This is a genomic window from Tateyamaria sp. (genome assembly GCF_059783535.1).
Genome location: NZ_JBYNDP010000100.1, coordinates 1 through 13836 on the forward strand (window position 1 = coordinate 1; position 13836 = coordinate 13836).

The 13836-nt window shown below is 58.7% G+C and carries 18 protein-coding genes; 5 read left to right on the top strand and 13 right to left on the bottom strand.

The window, feature by feature from the left end; all coding sequences use genetic code 11:
- The 3 genes from AC6RA8_RS16535 to AC6RA8_RS16545 form a co-directional block, all read left to right on the top strand.
- Positions 1-635 (top strand): ATP synthase beta subunit C-terminal domain-containing protein (locus AC6RA8_RS16535; RefSeq protein ID WP_500354062.1); only part of this gene is annotated, 635 nt, incomplete at its 5' end.
- A gap of 87 nt (positions 636-722) precedes the next feature.
- The gene (locus AC6RA8_RS16540; protein ID WP_500354064.1) at positions 723-1148 is read left to right on the top strand and encodes a F0F1 ATP synthase subunit epsilon; all 426 of its coding nucleotides are present in this window, start codon (positions 723-725) and stop codon (positions 1146-1148) included.
- Between the two features lie 115 nt (positions 1149-1263).
- A complete protein-coding gene (locus tag AC6RA8_RS16545; RefSeq protein ID WP_500354065.1) occupies positions 1264-1614 on the top strand; it encodes an H-type lectin domain-containing protein in 351 nt (116 codons plus the stop codon).
- Positions 1615-1807: 193 nt separating this feature from the next.
- On the opposite strand, the gene AC6RA8_RS16550 is transcribed toward AC6RA8_RS16545, so the two are convergent.
- From AC6RA8_RS16550 to AC6RA8_RS16580, 7 genes are all read right to left on the bottom strand, one after another.
- Positions 1808-2581 carry an ion transporter gene (locus AC6RA8_RS16550; protein WP_500354067.1) on the bottom strand — a complete coding sequence of 258 codons (774 nt, stop codon included), beginning with the start codon at positions 2579-2581 and terminating at the stop codon, positions 1808-1810.
- A gap of 627 nt (positions 2582-3208) precedes the next feature.
- On the bottom strand, positions 3209-3574 hold the full coding sequence (locus tag AC6RA8_RS16555; protein ID WP_500354068.1) for a helix-turn-helix domain-containing protein: 366 nt from the start codon (positions 3572-3574) through the stop codon (positions 3209-3211).
- A 254-nt stretch (positions 3575-3828) separates the two neighbouring features.
- Positions 3829-4557 (bottom strand): amino acid ABC transporter ATP-binding protein, encoded by a 729-nt coding sequence (locus AC6RA8_RS16560; RefSeq protein WP_500354070.1) that lies wholly within the window; start codon positions 4555-4557, stop codon positions 3829-3831.
- On the bottom strand, positions 4544-5353 hold the full coding sequence (locus tag AC6RA8_RS16565; RefSeq protein WP_500354072.1) for an amino acid ABC transporter permease: 810 nt from the start codon (positions 5351-5353) through the stop codon (positions 4544-4546). The genes AC6RA8_RS16560 and AC6RA8_RS16565 overlap by 14 nt, the downstream gene beginning before the upstream one ends.
- Entirely contained in the window at positions 5350-6165 is an 816-nt protein-coding gene (locus AC6RA8_RS16570) for an ABC transporter substrate-binding protein (RefSeq protein ID WP_500354074.1), read from the bottom strand. The genes AC6RA8_RS16565 and AC6RA8_RS16570 overlap by 4 nt, the downstream gene beginning before the upstream one ends.
- A gap of 113 nt (positions 6166-6278) precedes the next feature.
- On the bottom strand, positions 6279-6599 hold the full coding sequence (locus tag AC6RA8_RS16575) for a hypothetical protein (RefSeq protein ID WP_500354076.1): 321 nt from the start codon (positions 6597-6599) through the stop codon (positions 6279-6281).
- A 227-nt stretch (positions 6600-6826) separates the two neighbouring features.
- A complete protein-coding gene (locus tag AC6RA8_RS16580; protein ID WP_189369445.1) occupies positions 6827-7846 on the bottom strand; it encodes a ribose-phosphate pyrophosphokinase in 1020 nt (339 codons plus the stop codon).
- A 105-nt stretch (positions 7847-7951) separates the two neighbouring features.
- On the opposite strand from AC6RA8_RS16580, the gene AC6RA8_RS16585 reads away from it, so the two are divergent.
- Positions 7952-8551, top strand: a complete 600-nt coding sequence (locus AC6RA8_RS16585) for a 2-hydroxychromene-2-carboxylate isomerase (protein ID WP_500354078.1) — start codon at positions 7952-7954, stop codon at positions 8549-8551.
- Positions 8548-9345 (top strand): alpha/beta fold hydrolase, encoded by a 798-nt coding sequence (locus AC6RA8_RS16590; RefSeq protein ID WP_500354080.1) that lies wholly within the window; start codon positions 8548-8550, stop codon positions 9343-9345. Before AC6RA8_RS16585 ends, AC6RA8_RS16590 begins: the two co-directional genes overlap by 4 nt.
- Positions 9346-9482: 137 nt before the next feature.
- On the opposite strand, the gene AC6RA8_RS16595 is transcribed toward AC6RA8_RS16590, so the two are convergent.
- The 6 genes from AC6RA8_RS16595 to AC6RA8_RS16620 all read right to left on the bottom strand — a co-directional run.
- On the bottom strand, positions 9483-9953 hold the full coding sequence (locus AC6RA8_RS16595) for a YcgN family cysteine cluster protein (RefSeq protein WP_500354082.1): 471 nt from the start codon (positions 9951-9953) through the stop codon (positions 9483-9485).
- Positions 9950-10882, bottom strand: a complete 933-nt coding sequence (locus tag AC6RA8_RS16600) for a bifunctional riboflavin kinase/FAD synthetase (protein ID WP_500354084.1) — start codon at positions 10880-10882, stop codon at positions 9950-9952. The genes AC6RA8_RS16595 and AC6RA8_RS16600 overlap by 4 nt, the downstream gene beginning before the upstream one ends.
- Before the next feature lie 119 nt (positions 10883-11001).
- Positions 11002-11445: a MaoC family dehydratase gene (locus tag AC6RA8_RS16605; protein WP_189369450.1), complete on the bottom strand. Its 444-nt coding sequence runs from the start codon at positions 11443-11445 to the stop codon at positions 11002-11004.
- 89 nt (positions 11446-11534) lie between these two features.
- Entirely contained in the window at positions 11535-12407 is an 873-nt protein-coding gene (locus tag AC6RA8_RS16610; protein WP_500354086.1) for a TIGR01459 family HAD-type hydrolase, read from the bottom strand.
- A gap of 62 nt (positions 12408-12469) precedes the next feature.
- Positions 12470-13333: a crotonase/enoyl-CoA hydratase family protein gene (locus AC6RA8_RS16615; RefSeq protein ID WP_500354087.1), complete on the bottom strand. Its 864-nt coding sequence runs from the start codon at positions 13331-13333 to the stop codon at positions 12470-12472.
- 107 nt (positions 13334-13440) lie between these two features.
- Positions 13441-13836 (bottom strand): DHHA2 domain-containing protein (locus AC6RA8_RS16620; protein ID WP_500354089.1); only part of this gene is annotated, 396 nt, incomplete at its 5' end.

A 13836-nucleotide genomic window follows, 5' to 3' on the forward strand; every position in this document is an offset into this window, starting at 1 on the left:
TGTCGGCTCTGCTCGGCCGTATCCCCTCGGCGGTGGGCTACCAGCCAACGCTGGCGACAGACATGGGTGCGATGCAGGAACGGATCACCTCGACCAAGTCGGGTTCGATCACCTCGATCCAGGCCGTGTATGTGCCTGCGGACGACCTGACCGACCCCGCACCGGCCACGACCTTTGCCCACCTCGACGCCACGACCGTGCTGTCGCGTGCAATCTCGGAACTGGGCATCTATCCGGCGGTGGACCCGCTCGACAGCTCGTCGCGTCTCTTGGACCCGGCGGTTGTGGGCGAAGAGCACTATGGGGTTGCCCGTGACGTGCAGGGGATCCTTCAGCGCTATAAGTCGCTGCAGGACATCATTGCGATCCTCGGGATGGACGAACTGTCGGAAGAGGACAAGCTGACCGTGGCGCGCGCGCGCAAGATCCAGCGTTTCCTCAGCCAGCCCTTCGACGTGGCCAAGGTATTCACCGGCTCGGACGGTGTTCAGGTGCCGCTGGAAGACACGATTGCCTCGTTCAAGGCCGTTGTGGCCGGCGAGTACGACCACCTGCCCGAAGGCGCCTTCTACATGGTTGGCGGCATCGACGAGGTGATCGCCAAAGCCGAGAAGATGGCCGCCGACGCTGCCTAATCGTAAGGCGGGCTTGGAGCCTGCCCTACATTTCAATCTCCGGGCGTAGGGCGGGGTTCACCCCGCCGCCCCAAAGAGGAGAAAACGATGCAATTTGATTTGGTATCGCCCGAGCGCAGTCTTGCATCCATGGATGCGACAGCCGTGCAGATTCCAGGTGCCGATGGCGACATGACCGTGATGGCCGACCACGCCCCGACGATTACGACCCTGCGCCCCGGTGTGCTGAAGGTCGATGCGGGCAGTGACACCCATGAATACGTCGTGACCGGAGGCTTTGCCGAGATCGGCGCGCAAGGCGTGTCCGTTCTGGCCGAACGTGCGGTTGCGAAGGGTGACATGACCCAGGACCAGCTGGATGCGATGTTTGACGAAGTTCAGGATGCCTACAACCGTGCCAAGGATGCGGGACAGGGCGACACCGGTCCCGTTGACGATGCTGCCAAGCTGCTGGCAGACATGGCGGCCATGGGATCCGAAATCGGACTGAGCCCCAAGCAGGCCAGCCTGTAACACTCCATCAAGAAATATGTGAAAGGCCTCGTATGTAGCGGGGCCTTTTGCGATTTTGGGGCCTTAAATTGATGGCCTGACGTGTTACCACACCAACGTCCAATAGAACGATCCGATGAAACGACTCCGCAACCACCTGATAGGTATTGACCAAGGCGACACTGTCCTTTTCTCGGATTTCGAGGACGGGGGCGAAATGTGGACAGGCCGCGGCCAGCGCGAGCGTCGCCGCCGGGTAAGCTTTTCCGAACCGTTCCGGACAGAACCGTCGGTACACGTCTCCATCTCCATGTGGGACGTTGACACAGCGTCCGCCCTGCGCGCTGATGCCATGGCCGAAACCATCACAAAGGAAGGCTTTGATCTCGTGTTTCGCACTTGGGGCGACACGCGCGTGGCGCGCGTGCGGCTAGCATGGATTGCCATGGGCGAGCTGCGGCAGGCGGATGATTGGGATCTGTACTAGGGCCGGGGGTAAGGTGAGCGGTGTGCTCGAACATCGCGATGGCCCTTTTTAAGGACAAGCCCGACTTCACTTTGGGCAGTTAAGATCGGGATCCCAGGACAAAGTGGCGGTCACCCTGCAAGTCACGTCAACCGGCAGAAAATATCATCTGAACCATAAAATTCACACCAGAAGCTCAAAGCAATCCTTGCCCTCATTCCCGCACCTGGAGCGCCTTCTCGATCTTCTCCAGCCGGGCAATCATCTCTTCGCGGTACTGGTCCGTCGCTGCAATTTCTTCTTCGGAATAAGCCGTCTGCATCGAGTTTACGATCAGACCTACCAGCAGATTTACCACTGCGAAGGACGTCACGAGAATGAATGGCACGAAGAACATCCATGCATATGGGTAGAACTCCATCACGGGGCGCACGATGCCCATGGACCAGCTTTCCAGGGTCATGATTTGGAATAGGGTATATCCAGATCGCCCAAGATCACCGAACCATTCGGGGAATGCTTCTCCAAAAAGCGTCGTTGCCATGACAGAGCCGATGTAGAACATCATCGCCATCAGCACGAAGACCGAAGCCATACCGGGCAGAGCGCTGAACAAGCCTTCGACCACGCGACGTAAGCTGGGGGCCACGGACAGCACCCGAAAGAGCCGCAGGATGCGAAGCGCTCGGAGCACCGATAGCCCACTTGAACCCGGGATAAGCGACGACCCGATGATGATAAGGTCGAAGATGTTCCAACTCTTCCGAAAAAAGTCAGCGCCTCTGGCAAAGAGCTTCGTCGCGATTTCGACGACAAAAACCGTGAGACAAAGGGTGTCGAGTATGGGGAACAGCGGCCCCGCCACTGCTACCAGCGGTGAAATGGTCTGCAGGCCTGCGACCACCGCGTTGAACAGGATGACCCCGAGGATGAAGTTGTCAATCAGGGTGCTGTCAAGGATCGCTTGGGTACGCGTGCGTAGGGGCACGATGACTCCGGTTTGGGTCCAGTCAGTTTTTGCATTCATGAACCCAAATTTGCTTCTGATTTCGTGTTTCATTCTTATGCCTTTGTGGAACCGTGAACCTAGCCACGACCAGATGCGCGTTACCGAGCACATTTGATCGCCATATGATCAGTAGGTGCCTGTGTTCAGCGATTGGGTTCACATATCCGGGAGAGTTTCGCGGATTAAGCCTTGCGAGGCGTGCATGCTCAGCGGTTCCCCTGTGCGGACAAACTGGTTCTTGCAAGAATGCAGAAGTCCAACATGCAAGTTCATTGGACGAGGTTAAAAATCAACGGTTGGCAACAGATTCATGCACAGACAGAAGGGGCAAACCCGCGCTGTGGCCCTTTGAGCTCAAACCCGATCCTGAGATGGGTGCATGCCTTTACAAGCGTGAGGTCAACAGGAGGACGGCGAGGCGTGTGTATCAGCCTCTCGTCAACACCTGTGTTCCCCCCCGCAACAAAGTTTCCAAGCGCCCACTTCAGCGGTTTCCAGATGTTTGGTGAGCCAAAAAGTAGGACCGGCCGCTGTTGGGCGGGCCGGTCCGAAGAAAACTAAAAGTACTCGTTAAATAGCTTGGTGAAATGCCGTCACACTATTCGTTTATGAAGCGTGGCGCGCGACGCTCAGACCGGACACATCTTCGATGAAGGTGACAATGCGTGACTTGATCTTATCGTCTTCAATAGCTGCTAGTGCGGTCATAACATCAAGCCCGCGGTCCCGTCGTGGTGCAGCTGTGTTGCCTGCGTCCGCCAATCCTTCAAAGAAGTACGATGTGGGAACCTCAAGGATGTGCGAAAGCTCGAACAGGCGGCTCGCCGCGATCCGGTTTGAACCAATCTCGTATTTCTGCACTTGCTGAAAGGACAGGTCCAAGCGTTTTGCAACGTCCGTTTGGGACATACGGCGCAGCTTGCGCATCTGTTTCAATCGTTTGCCGACGTGAACATCAATGGGGTGTGACATAACTGGTTACCTTTCTTTACTGTGCCAATTATTTGGCCCAACACACGCATGGGTTCAATTCATTAAAATTTTACCTCAACCTATACCCAGGCTTTACATTGATGTATTACTGATCACCCATCGAGCTTTGATGTTTCAACTGATTGATTTTCATTAAGAAAGTGGAATCAGCGGCCGCTCGCAAAATCGATATTCTTTATCAAACGCAAACAAAATGCGAAAATGGACTCAATCCCCGCACCCCATTACTCACCTTATCGTAGTACACTCGCAAGAAACCGGCGCGTCCGTTCGCGCTCGGGGGCAGAGAAGATTCGGTCCGGCACACCTTCTTCGGCTACCACGCCCTGATCCATGAACACAACCCGGTCGGCGACTTCTCGGGCAAAGGCCATCTCGTGCGTGGCCAGCACCATCGTCATGCCATCATCCCGCAACTGTCTCAGCACGTCCAGAACCTCACCTACTAACTCAGGATCAAGGGCCGAGGTGATCTCGTCCAGCAGCATCGTCCGCGGGCGCATCGCCAGCGCCCGGATCACCGCAACGCGCTGCTGCTGCCCGCCAGATAGCTGGTCGGGGTACTTCTTCATGTGATCGGCTAGCCCGAACCGGGCAAACAACGCCTCGATCCGCTCCCGCGCATCCTCGCCCAGCACGCGGCGGGGCGCGAGGGCAACGTTGTCATAGGCGGTCATGTGCGGGAACAGGTTGAAGCTCTGGAACACGATCCCGATACGTTGGCGGATGGGCGTCAGGTCAAAGCCAGGCTCGGCGATATCGACTCCGTCCAGCCGCACCTCGCCATCATCCACAGGCTCCAACCCGTTCATGCAGCGCAAGAGCGTGGACTTGCCGGAGCCGGACGCCCCAATCAGGCACACCATCTCGCCCGGCGCAATGTCCATGTCGATGCCCCGAAGCACCTGAACGTCGTCAAAGCTCTTGGTCACGCCGAGCAGGCTGAGTCTAGGATCGGGCATCGCGGTCCCTGTTCATCAGATAGTCGGCATAGCGCGTGGCGGGCACGGTGACACACAGGAAGATGACGGCGGCCGCCACATAGGGCGTGAAGTTGGCCAGCAACGACTTGAAGATGCCCGCCTGTCGCAGGATTTCCACGGGGCCGATGAAGGACAGAAGGGCCACGTCCTTTTGCAACGCCACCAGCATGTTCATATTGGCGGGCACCACGCGGCGGATGGCTTGGGGCAGGATGACATAGCGCATCGTGTCCCGCTCGCTCAGCCCAAGGCAAATGGCGGCGTTGCGCTGGCTGGCGTGGATGCTTTCGATGCCGGATCGCAGAACCTCGGCGATGTAAGCCGAATAGGTCAGCACCAGCGCAACCGTGCCCCAGATGTAGGGGGAGTTCCACGGACGGGCGAGGCCCAGACCGGGGATGCCAAAGCCTACCAGATAGACCAGCAGGACAACGGGGATACCACGAAACAGATCGACATAGACCGCACCGAAGATGCGTAGGGGAAACAGGGCCGGGTTAGTGTTTCCCCGCGCCAATGCGATGGCAAGGCCAAGTCCAAAGATCAGCGGCACCGACCAGGCGAAAATGGCCACATCCAGCAAAAATGCGCGCAGCAGGTCGGGAAAGACCCGGACAAACACTTCACCATCAAAGAACGAAGCCCGTACCGCTTCCCATCCCGGGGCGAGCGGCACAAGAAACACGATAAGGGCCAGCACAATGAGTGTGCTGACCCCTGCAATCAGATTGGCGCGACGTTTCTGCTGCGCCTCATACGCGGCTCGCCGTGTCACTTGATCAGTGGAACCCCGGTGGCTTCCTGCAGCCACTGCGCCTCGATCTCGGCCAGTTTGCCGTTTTCGGCCATAGCGGCCAGCGCCTCATCAACACAGGCTTTCAGCTCGGACCCTTCAGGCATCAGCATCCCGAACTGGTCCGGGTTCTCGGCGGCTGACGGATCGAACTGGCCAAGGACCACACCATTTTCCATCAGAACGGCAGCGGTAAACAGGGCGGTGGGCAGATCAAACAGGGCGGCATCAATCTGACCAGCCTGCATGGCTGCGGTGACATTGGCATTGTCGTCATAGACCAACGGGCTCGCGTCTGGCGCGATCTGCTCCATCACGACGGGAAGGGCGGTGGTCGATGCGACGACCCCCCATTTTAGCCCCTTGAGGCTGTCCAGTGTTGGCTCAGCGCCACCGTCAACGACAGGCTGCGTGGTCATCACGGCCTGCGGCGCGGTGTAGTAGGGGGTCGAGAAGTCCACGACCTTGTCGCGCTCTGCCGTGATCGAATACTGCTGCATGTTCAGATCGAAATTCTTGGCGCCGGGCTGGATTGCCTCGTCGAACGACGTGCGGACCCAAGTGACCTGATCGGCGGCAAATCCCATCTCTTCGGCCAGGGCATAGGCGACGGCGGCCTCAAACCCTTCACCAGCCTCGGGCGCGTCATTCAGAACCCAGGGGTAATAGGCCGGGTTGCCGGTCGCGATGGTCAGCGTGCCATCGGTCAGGGTCTTTCCGGCGGCACAATGGCCCGCGGCAAAGGCTCCGGTGGCCGCAACCGAGAGTACGGCGGCCGTCAAAAAGGTCTTCATGTGAAATCTCCCCATTGTTTTGCCCGGATATTCGGGCAACGCGGCGGGGCTGTCCAGAGGTCATGCAGGCAGCGTTGCCCCGCAAAGACGCCATGCTTCAATGCTGGGCAGGATCAGATGGTCAATAGCTCACTTCCGGCAAGGGACATAGGTCCCCGATGCAGGATGTGCGGAACGCCAACGAACAAGAGCGGCCTGTGCCCAAGCTGCGCCATCTTAGCCAGATAGGCCCGTGTGCCATCCGCTACAGCGCGCAAATCGTGCAGGCGGTCAGTGGAAAAAGGAACAATGTCGGTCATTGCTGCGGCCATGTCTTGCCTTGGGCTCGTGTTAAGGTGCAGCCAGATGCAGGTCGCGCTGGCCTCCAGCCGCGCGGCATCAAACACCAGAAATTGACGCCCACGGTCGGGCCAGCCAAAACCCGCCGCGATCATTGCATCCCGCAAATCCTCTGGATGCACGGTCGAAAATTGAACGCAGTCGATCCAAAGACACCCTAATTCAGGTAAAGAACGGCGCAGCGAGCCCATTCTGTTGCGGTACTTCGCAATGGCGCGCTTATACAGATCAGGCTGCGTACGCTCCAACGTCGATAGAGGAACCAGCGCATCCCCCCGCAGGTCGGCAGGGTGCAAATGATACAAGGCTGTCGCGCGCGCGATCACTCCGCAGCGTACATCCCGTCATAGATCGGGGACAGCGTCTCGGCCTCGAACAGCGATGAGACGGACGTGCCGTGCCAGATGTTCAAAATGGCCTGGGCAAAGACCGGCGCGGTCGGAACAATCCGAATGTTCGGTGCGTTCTTTACAGCCTCAGTGGGCTGAATGCTGTCGGTGAGGACCAGCGACTTCATTACCGAATTGGTCACGCGTTCCACCGCAGGCCCGGACATAACTCCGTGCGAGATGTACGAATGCACTTCTTTCGCGCCATTGTCCAAAATGACCTCTGCCGCCTTGCAGAGTGTGCCAGCCGTGTCGCACATGTCGTCAACGATGATGCAAACCTTGTCCGTTACATCACCGATCACGGTCATCTCGGCCACTTCACCGGGCTTCTCACGCCGTTTGTCGACAATGGAGAGCGGGGCGTTCAGCCGCTTGGCCAGTTCCCGCGCGCGCGCCACACCACCCACATCGGGCGATACGATCATCAACTCGTCCATCCGGCCCGCAAATTGGGTTTTGATGTCCAGCGCAAAGATGGGCGAGGCATAGAGGTTGTCCACCGGGATATCAAAGAAGCCCTGAATCTGAGCGGCGTGCAGGTCCATTGTCAGAACCCGCTCAATGCCTGCACCCACAAGCATATTGGCGACCAGCTTGGATGAAATCGGTGTCCGCGCCTTGGTCCGGCGATCCTGACGGGCATAGCCGAAATAGGGGATCACGGCGGTGATGCGGGCCGCTGACGATCGGCGCAGCGCATCACACATGATCAGCAGCTCCATCAGGTTGTCATTGGCAGGGTTCGAGGTCGGCTGAATGATGAACATGTCCTCGCCGCGCACGTTTTCGAAGACTTCAACGAAAATCTCGCCATCGTTGAAGCGTTCAACCCGGGCATCTACCAGCCCCACTGTGACGCCCCGATGCATCGACATGCGTCGCGCAATTGCATTTGCCAATGGCAGATTGGCATTGCCCGAGATCAACTTGGGCTCTTCGATGTTCGGCATGTCGTGTCCCCGCGCAGCACGATTGTGACAGATTCGTGATGTTGACTCCGCTTAGCACGGGCTTACCGTCCCGCGAAACAGTTGACCCCGCGACCGAGGATGAAAATGGCCCATATCGACTATTATTTTGCAACACTCTCCCCCTACACCTACTTGGCCGGGAAACGGTTCGAGGCGCTGGCGCAGCAACACGGGGCTACAGTCACCTACAAACCGGTCGATGTCATCGCGCTGTTCGGGCGCACGGGGGGCACGCCGCCCAAGGATCGACACATCAACCGCGTCGAATACCGCGCGCAGGAATTGGTGCGGCAGGCCAAGAAATACGACATGCCCTTCAACCTCAAACCCGCGCATTGGCCCACCAACGCGGCTCCGTCGTCTTATGCGATCATCGCAGCCCAAAATGCAGGTGGCGGTGACCTTGGGACATTGGTGCACTCGATCCTGCGCGCCGTCTGGGCCGAGGAGAAGGACATCGCGCAAGACGACGTGATCAAAGCTTGTCTGAGCGAGGCAGGGTTTGATCCATCTCTGGCCGATAGCGGGCTGCTCAGCGGGGCGGAAACCTATGCCGCCAATCTGGAAGAAGCGGTGGACAAGGGCGTCTTCGGTGCCCCCTTCTACATCGTGGATGGGGATCAGCGGTTCTGGGGTCAGGACAAGCTCGAAGATCTCGATCTGCACCTCTCTGGCAAATTGTGATCCCCCACATCCACACCCGGGCCTTCGGGTCCGGGCCACGGCCTGCGCTCGCCATCCATTGCTCCCTTGGGCATTCCGGTGTCTGGCGCGGGTTTGCCCAGTCGTTGGATGATGGCTTGACGCTGCACGCCTATGACCTGCCCAACCATGGCAAGTCTGGCGATTGGGACGGTCAGGGCATCATGCATGACGCGGCCACTGCCATGGCGCTCAAGGTCATGGACGATATTGGCGACGACCCCATCGACATCATCGGTCACAGCTTCGGCGCAACGGTCGCCCTGCGGCTCGCCATTGAACATGCGGCGCGCGTGCGCAGCGTTGCCATGTTCGAACCCGTCTATTTCGCGCCCATCATCGCGGATGACCCGGATTTCGGCCCAAGTTACAAACGCGACACCGCCGATTTCGACGCCGCCATTGATGCAGGCGACAACGAAACCGCCGCACGTGCCTTCAACCGCGCCTGGGCCGAAGGACCAGCATGGGACAACATTCCGGCCCAAAGCCGCGCCTATATGGTGGATCGCATCCTTTTTGTCCGCAATTCCGCGCCATTCCTGATTGATGACAGCGCGGGCCTGCTTGCACCGGGCCGGTTCGAACAGGCAACAATGCCCGCGCTTCTGATGGGGGGTGGCACCTCGCGCTGGGCGGCGCCGGTCAACGGTGCCATCGCCCGACGTTTGCCGCGGGTTACATCGCATACCTTCGACGGGGTGGGGCATATGGGTCCGATTACGCATCCCATTGCAGTGGCAGAGGTCTGGCACAGATTCCTGAATGCGGTCTGATCTCGCGGCACAACGCGCCAGCTCACCACTTTTTTCCTAACGATCTACAGCCGTAGCGAGAAAGCATCGTAGCCTATAGCCGGAATAGCCATTGCGGTTGGACACCCTGTTGCCCCAACCTTTGGTTAGCCAACTACTCAGGTCGGCTCGTCGATAATATGTTCTTCCCAATCATCGTCGGCGACATCGAACTCGCTAAAGGTGCGCCCCTGCATCGACACACCTGCCGCATGGACCGTGTCCGCCGTGCCCGAGATCAACGGATGCCAGTCGAACAGCGGTTTGCCTTCATAAACAAGGCGATAGGCGCAGGTTTGCGGAATCCAATACAAATGCTCTTCGATGTTTGATGGCTTCAGAACTATGCAATCGGGCACGAATTGATGCCGTGTCTCGTAATGCGCACACCGACACGTTTCGTCATCCAGCAAGCGGCACGCCACGCGGGTCAATGCCACTTCGCCAGAATCCTCGTCTTCTAACTTGTTCAAACAGCACTTTCCGCAGCCATCACACAGCGCTTCCCACTCCTTGCGGGAGAGTTTTGAAATAGGTTTTTTCTTCCAAAAGCGGGGTGTTAGACCGTCCCGGTCAATGGGATCGCTCATAGGTCGGCCAGTATCGCGCGCGCTTGCGCACTGTCCGCATCCATTTGGGTAACCAGCGCATCCACGCTGTCAAATTTCACCTCGCCGCGCAGGTGCGCGACCAAGGCAACGGAGACAGGTGCGCCATACAAATCGCCCGAGAAGTCAAACACGAACGTCTCAAGATTGGGTTTGTTTTCCCCAAACATGGGCCGCACACCCAACGAAGCCACACCGTGGTACGAACCGGCATGAGGCCCCTCCAATACATTGAAAAGAACAGCATAAACGCCAAAGGCGGGCGGGTGCAGCCCATCAATCGACATGTTGGCCGTCGGATACCCCAGGGTACGTCCGCGCTGCTCACCGCCGATGATCGGTCCCTCGATCCGGTGCCAGTGCCCCAGCATGTCCGCCGCATCCTGCGGTCTGCCATCGGACAAGGCTTGGCGAATGGCCGTCGAGGATATCGTATTGTCTGCTCGTTCCAGCAAGGGTGCAATGGTCACACCAAACCCCATCTCCTGTCCGAAACGTTGCATGTCCGCGGCGGTACCTGCACGTTTTTTGCCAAAACAGAAATCGGCGCCAACGACCACGTGAGACAGGCCCAGCCCATCGCAAATCACATCCCGTGCGAACTCTTCCGGGCTCAACCCTGCCAAGCCGGAATGAAACGGCAATTCAAAGAGATAGCGGATGCCCATCTTCTCCAGACGGCTTGCGCGTGCGGCCTGGCTCATCAATCGAAAGGGTGGCACGTCGGGGGCAAAATACTCGCGCGGATGGGGCTCGAATGTCAGGACGCCCACAGGCGCATCAGGCGCGGCTGTCTGCGCCAGATCAATAACGGACCTATGACCAATGTGGACGCCATCAAAGTTGCCAATGGCGACGCTGGCCCCCCGGTCGGCGGCATCAACAAACTGGTAGTCCCGAATGATCTTCATATCCCTTGCCTAGCCAAGCGGCCAAACAAGGGCAAGCACCCGTTTCTTTTGGCCTAAAATACCTCGGGGGAGGCCGCAGGCCGGGGGCAGAGCCCCCAAAACCGTTTTGATGCAGTGGGTTAGTCGAATTTCCGCGACGGTGCGAGGACCGTTGCCTCGCCAATCAGCACCTTTTTACCGTCCACAGCGCAGTGGCAGTCCAGCTTCACGCGGCGCTTGGCAAAGTCGATGTCGATGACCTTGACTTCGGCATAGACCATGTCGCCCGGGCGCACCGGTGCAAGGAATTTTAACGATTGGCCCATATACACCGTACCGTGTCCTGGCAGCTGCTCGCCAATGACCGCCGAGATCAAACCAGCCGTCAGCATCCCATGCGCAATGCGCCCCTGAAAGATCGTATCGCGCGCATAGTCGTCATCCAGATGCACTGGGTTCCGGTCGGTCGAGACCTGCGCAAACATCTCGATGTCTTCGTCCGTGACGACTTTCCGCAGGTGGCGGGACATCCCCATTTCGATGTCTTCAATACAGATCGTGCCGCGGGGCATGTTGTCCAACATGAGCTTGCTCCGGTAATAATCCGAACGTTTGTCCGGTGTGTGCGCAATGTAATTACTTTGCGCGCGCAGAAAAGCAAGCTAAAAGTAGGTCAGCGTAAGTGCCCTATGGCAAAAGTCGGCGCAGATTTTTCCTTTTGAAGATAATCGCTTAACGCATCCGGGTCTGGTTGGTGCGACGTTTTGGTTTCTGCTGCAGCCAAACCGCCCGAAATGAACAGAGAATCGATGTCCTCTCCCATCGCACCGGCGATGTCGGTTAAAACACCATCGCCGATGGCCAGAATGCCGCTGTCATGCACATCCACACCGAGCTCCGCCAACCGGCGGCGCGCCAGATCATAGATGGGTGGATGCGGCTTGCCGAAATACAGGCTCTCGCCCCCCATCTCGGTATACAGCTTCGCCAGGGCACCCGCGCACCATTCCCGCACCTCACCACGGTCGACGACGATATCGGGGTTCGCACAGAGCAGCTTGAGCCCCAATTGCTTCGCCATGAGGAACTCGGGCCGCATCACGTCGGGGTCTGCCATTGGGTCGCGCGGACCGGTGCACACGATCCCCTCGGCCTCGTCCAGAGGCACCATCTCGATCTTCACCGGGTCCTTGATCACACCAATAGGCTCAAAGAATTTCTCCTCACCCGGCTGCCCAATGAAATGCACCTTGGACCCAACGATCCCCCGGAACATCGCCGCGCGTGCGCTGTCTCCTGACGTGGCGATTGTGTCCCAGGCATCATCCGGCACACCAAAATGCACCAGTTGCTTCATCACACCTGCGCGTGGGCGGGGCGAGTTCGTGACCAACACCACCTTGCCCCCTTTGGCCCGGTAGGCCTGCAATGCGGCCACGGCCTCGGGCAGGGCGTGCACGCCATTGTGCACGCAGCCCCAAAGATCGACGAACAGCGCGTCATAGCGATCCGAGATCTCGGACAGGGAAGTGATGATCTGGGCCATGACGCCTCCGGTATGAATTGGTCAACCGGGGTGTGCCACAGCCGGGGCAGGGGTGAAAGGGTCTAGTCGGTGCGATGATCCGGGTCGTTCAGCGGGTGGTTCCGCGTCCAGTCATACAGGCCCTCGTCCCGCTCTTTCACGGCCTGTTTCCAACCGATGGCCTCGGACCGGGCCTTGAAATTCAGCCCCTCGGGTGAATGCCGGGTGATCCCGTCAAAAACGGTGGCAAGACGCTGGGTTTGATTGATGGTGGCTTCAAGCGTCTGATTGACCACCATCTTGTTCATGGCCAGCTGATTGATCGGCACCGACGCCATGCGCGCGGCCAATTCCTCAACCTCGGCATCCAGTGCTTCGGCAGGCACAGCTTTCAAAACCAATCCCATCTCAGCCGCTTCCGTCCCTGTGATCTTGTCGCCGGTCAGCAGCATCCGCTTGGCCCGCTCCGGTCCCAGCCGGTACACCCACATGGCCGTGGTGGGACAGCCCCAGACGCGGGCGGGCATGTATCCAATCTGGGCCTTATCCTCCATAACCACCATGTCGCAGCACAGTGCAATGTCAGACCCGCCAGCAACGGCAAAACCGTGCACTTTGGCAACAACCGGTTTCATGGCCCGAAACAGCGACATGAAGCACTGCGTATTGGCCCACATGAACTGGTAGTCCTGCATCGGGTCCCAAGGCATCTCTTGCGTGATCTTGTTGTCCGGGTCCTGCGCATAGTGCGCGAGGTCATACCCGGCACAAAAGGCGCGGCCCGCCCCGGACAGCACCATCACATGTACGTCCCTGTCCGCATCAAACGCTTCGACCGCAGCCTGCAACTCGCGCGGCAGATCGTCGTCGATGGCATTCATCACGTCAGGGCGGTTCAGAACGATCCGGCCGATCCGGCCGTCTTTCTCGGTCTTGATGGTGCGCATGGTGTCCTCCCGCAGCCACGGTTGCACAAAAAAGTAAGGCGGACCACTGGTCCGCCTGCCTTGCGCTTCTTCACCTGTAAGGCGGAGGTGCCCTCCGCCTCGCACCCTCAGACCTTGAGGTTCGGGATGATCTGCTTTTTCCGGCTCATGATACCGGGCAGGACGACGGTGTCGCTCGACACGGTGGCATCAAAGCTCTTCTCGGCCACACCCTTCACCCGGTCATTCGGGATCAGCATGGTGGCTTCCTCGTTCAGGATGTCGACCACGAACAACAGCACTTCGTCCGCGCCATCCTCTTTCGCCACATCGACCATGGAAGCCATCAGGCTGTCCTTGCGGTCCAAAACCAGCTTGGGCGCAGTGGTTTCAAGGACTGACACGCGGAATTGCGTGCCATCGACGGCATATTCCTTGCTGTCCATGCGCAGCAGCTCGGCATCGGAAAAGGCCGACACGTCTGATTTCGCCTCGAACATCTCGGACGCATAGGCGGTCAGATC

Excerpts from the sequence above, each read along its gene's own strand:
- AC6RA8_RS16615 (WP_500354087.1), bottom strand. The coding sequence starts at position 13,333 with ATGCGCACCATCAAGACCGAGAAAGACGGCCGGATCGGCCGGATCGTT.
- AC6RA8_RS16540 (WP_500354064.1), top strand. The coding sequence starts at position 723 with ATGCAATTTGATTTGGTATCGCCCGAGCGCAGTCTTGCATCCATGGAT.
- AC6RA8_RS16570 (WP_500354074.1), bottom strand. The coding sequence starts at position 6,165 with ATGAAGACCTTTTTGACGGCCGCCGTACTCTCGGTTGCGGCCACCGGA.
- AC6RA8_RS16575 (WP_500354076.1), bottom strand. The coding sequence starts at position 6,599 with ATGATCGCGGCGGGTTTTGGCTGGCCCGACCGTGGGCGTCAATTTCTG.
- AC6RA8_RS16580 (WP_189369445.1), bottom strand. The coding sequence starts at position 7,846 with ATGCCGAACATCGAAGAGCCCAAGTTGATCTCGGGCAATGCCAATCTG.
- AC6RA8_RS16600 (WP_500354084.1), bottom strand. The coding sequence starts at position 10,882 with ATGAAGATCATTCGGGACTACCAGTTTGTTGATGCCGCCGACCGGGGG.
- AC6RA8_RS16605 (WP_189369450.1), bottom strand. The coding sequence starts at position 11,445 with ATGTTGGACAACATGCCCCGCGGCACGATCTGTATTGAAGACATCGAA.
- AC6RA8_RS16585 (WP_500354078.1), top strand. The coding sequence starts at position 7,952 with ATGGCCCATATCGACTATTATTTTGCAACACTCTCCCCCTACACCTAC.
- AC6RA8_RS16560 (WP_500354070.1), bottom strand. The coding sequence starts at position 4,557 with ATGCCCGATCCTAGACTCAGCCTGCTCGGCGTGACCAAGAGCTTTGAC.
- AC6RA8_RS16595 (WP_500354082.1), bottom strand. The coding sequence starts at position 9,953 with ATGAGCGATCCCATTGACCGGGACGGTCTAACACCCCGCTTTTGGAAG.
- AC6RA8_RS16555 (WP_500354068.1), bottom strand. The coding sequence starts at position 3,574 with ATGTCACACCCCATTGATGTTCACGTCGGCAAACGATTGAAACAGATG.
- AC6RA8_RS16545 (WP_500354065.1), top strand. The coding sequence starts at position 1,264 with ATGAAACGACTCCGCAACCACCTGATAGGTATTGACCAAGGCGACACT.
- AC6RA8_RS16610 (WP_500354086.1), bottom strand. The coding sequence starts at position 12,407 with ATGGCCCAGATCATCACTTCCCTGTCCGAGATCTCGGATCGCTATGAC.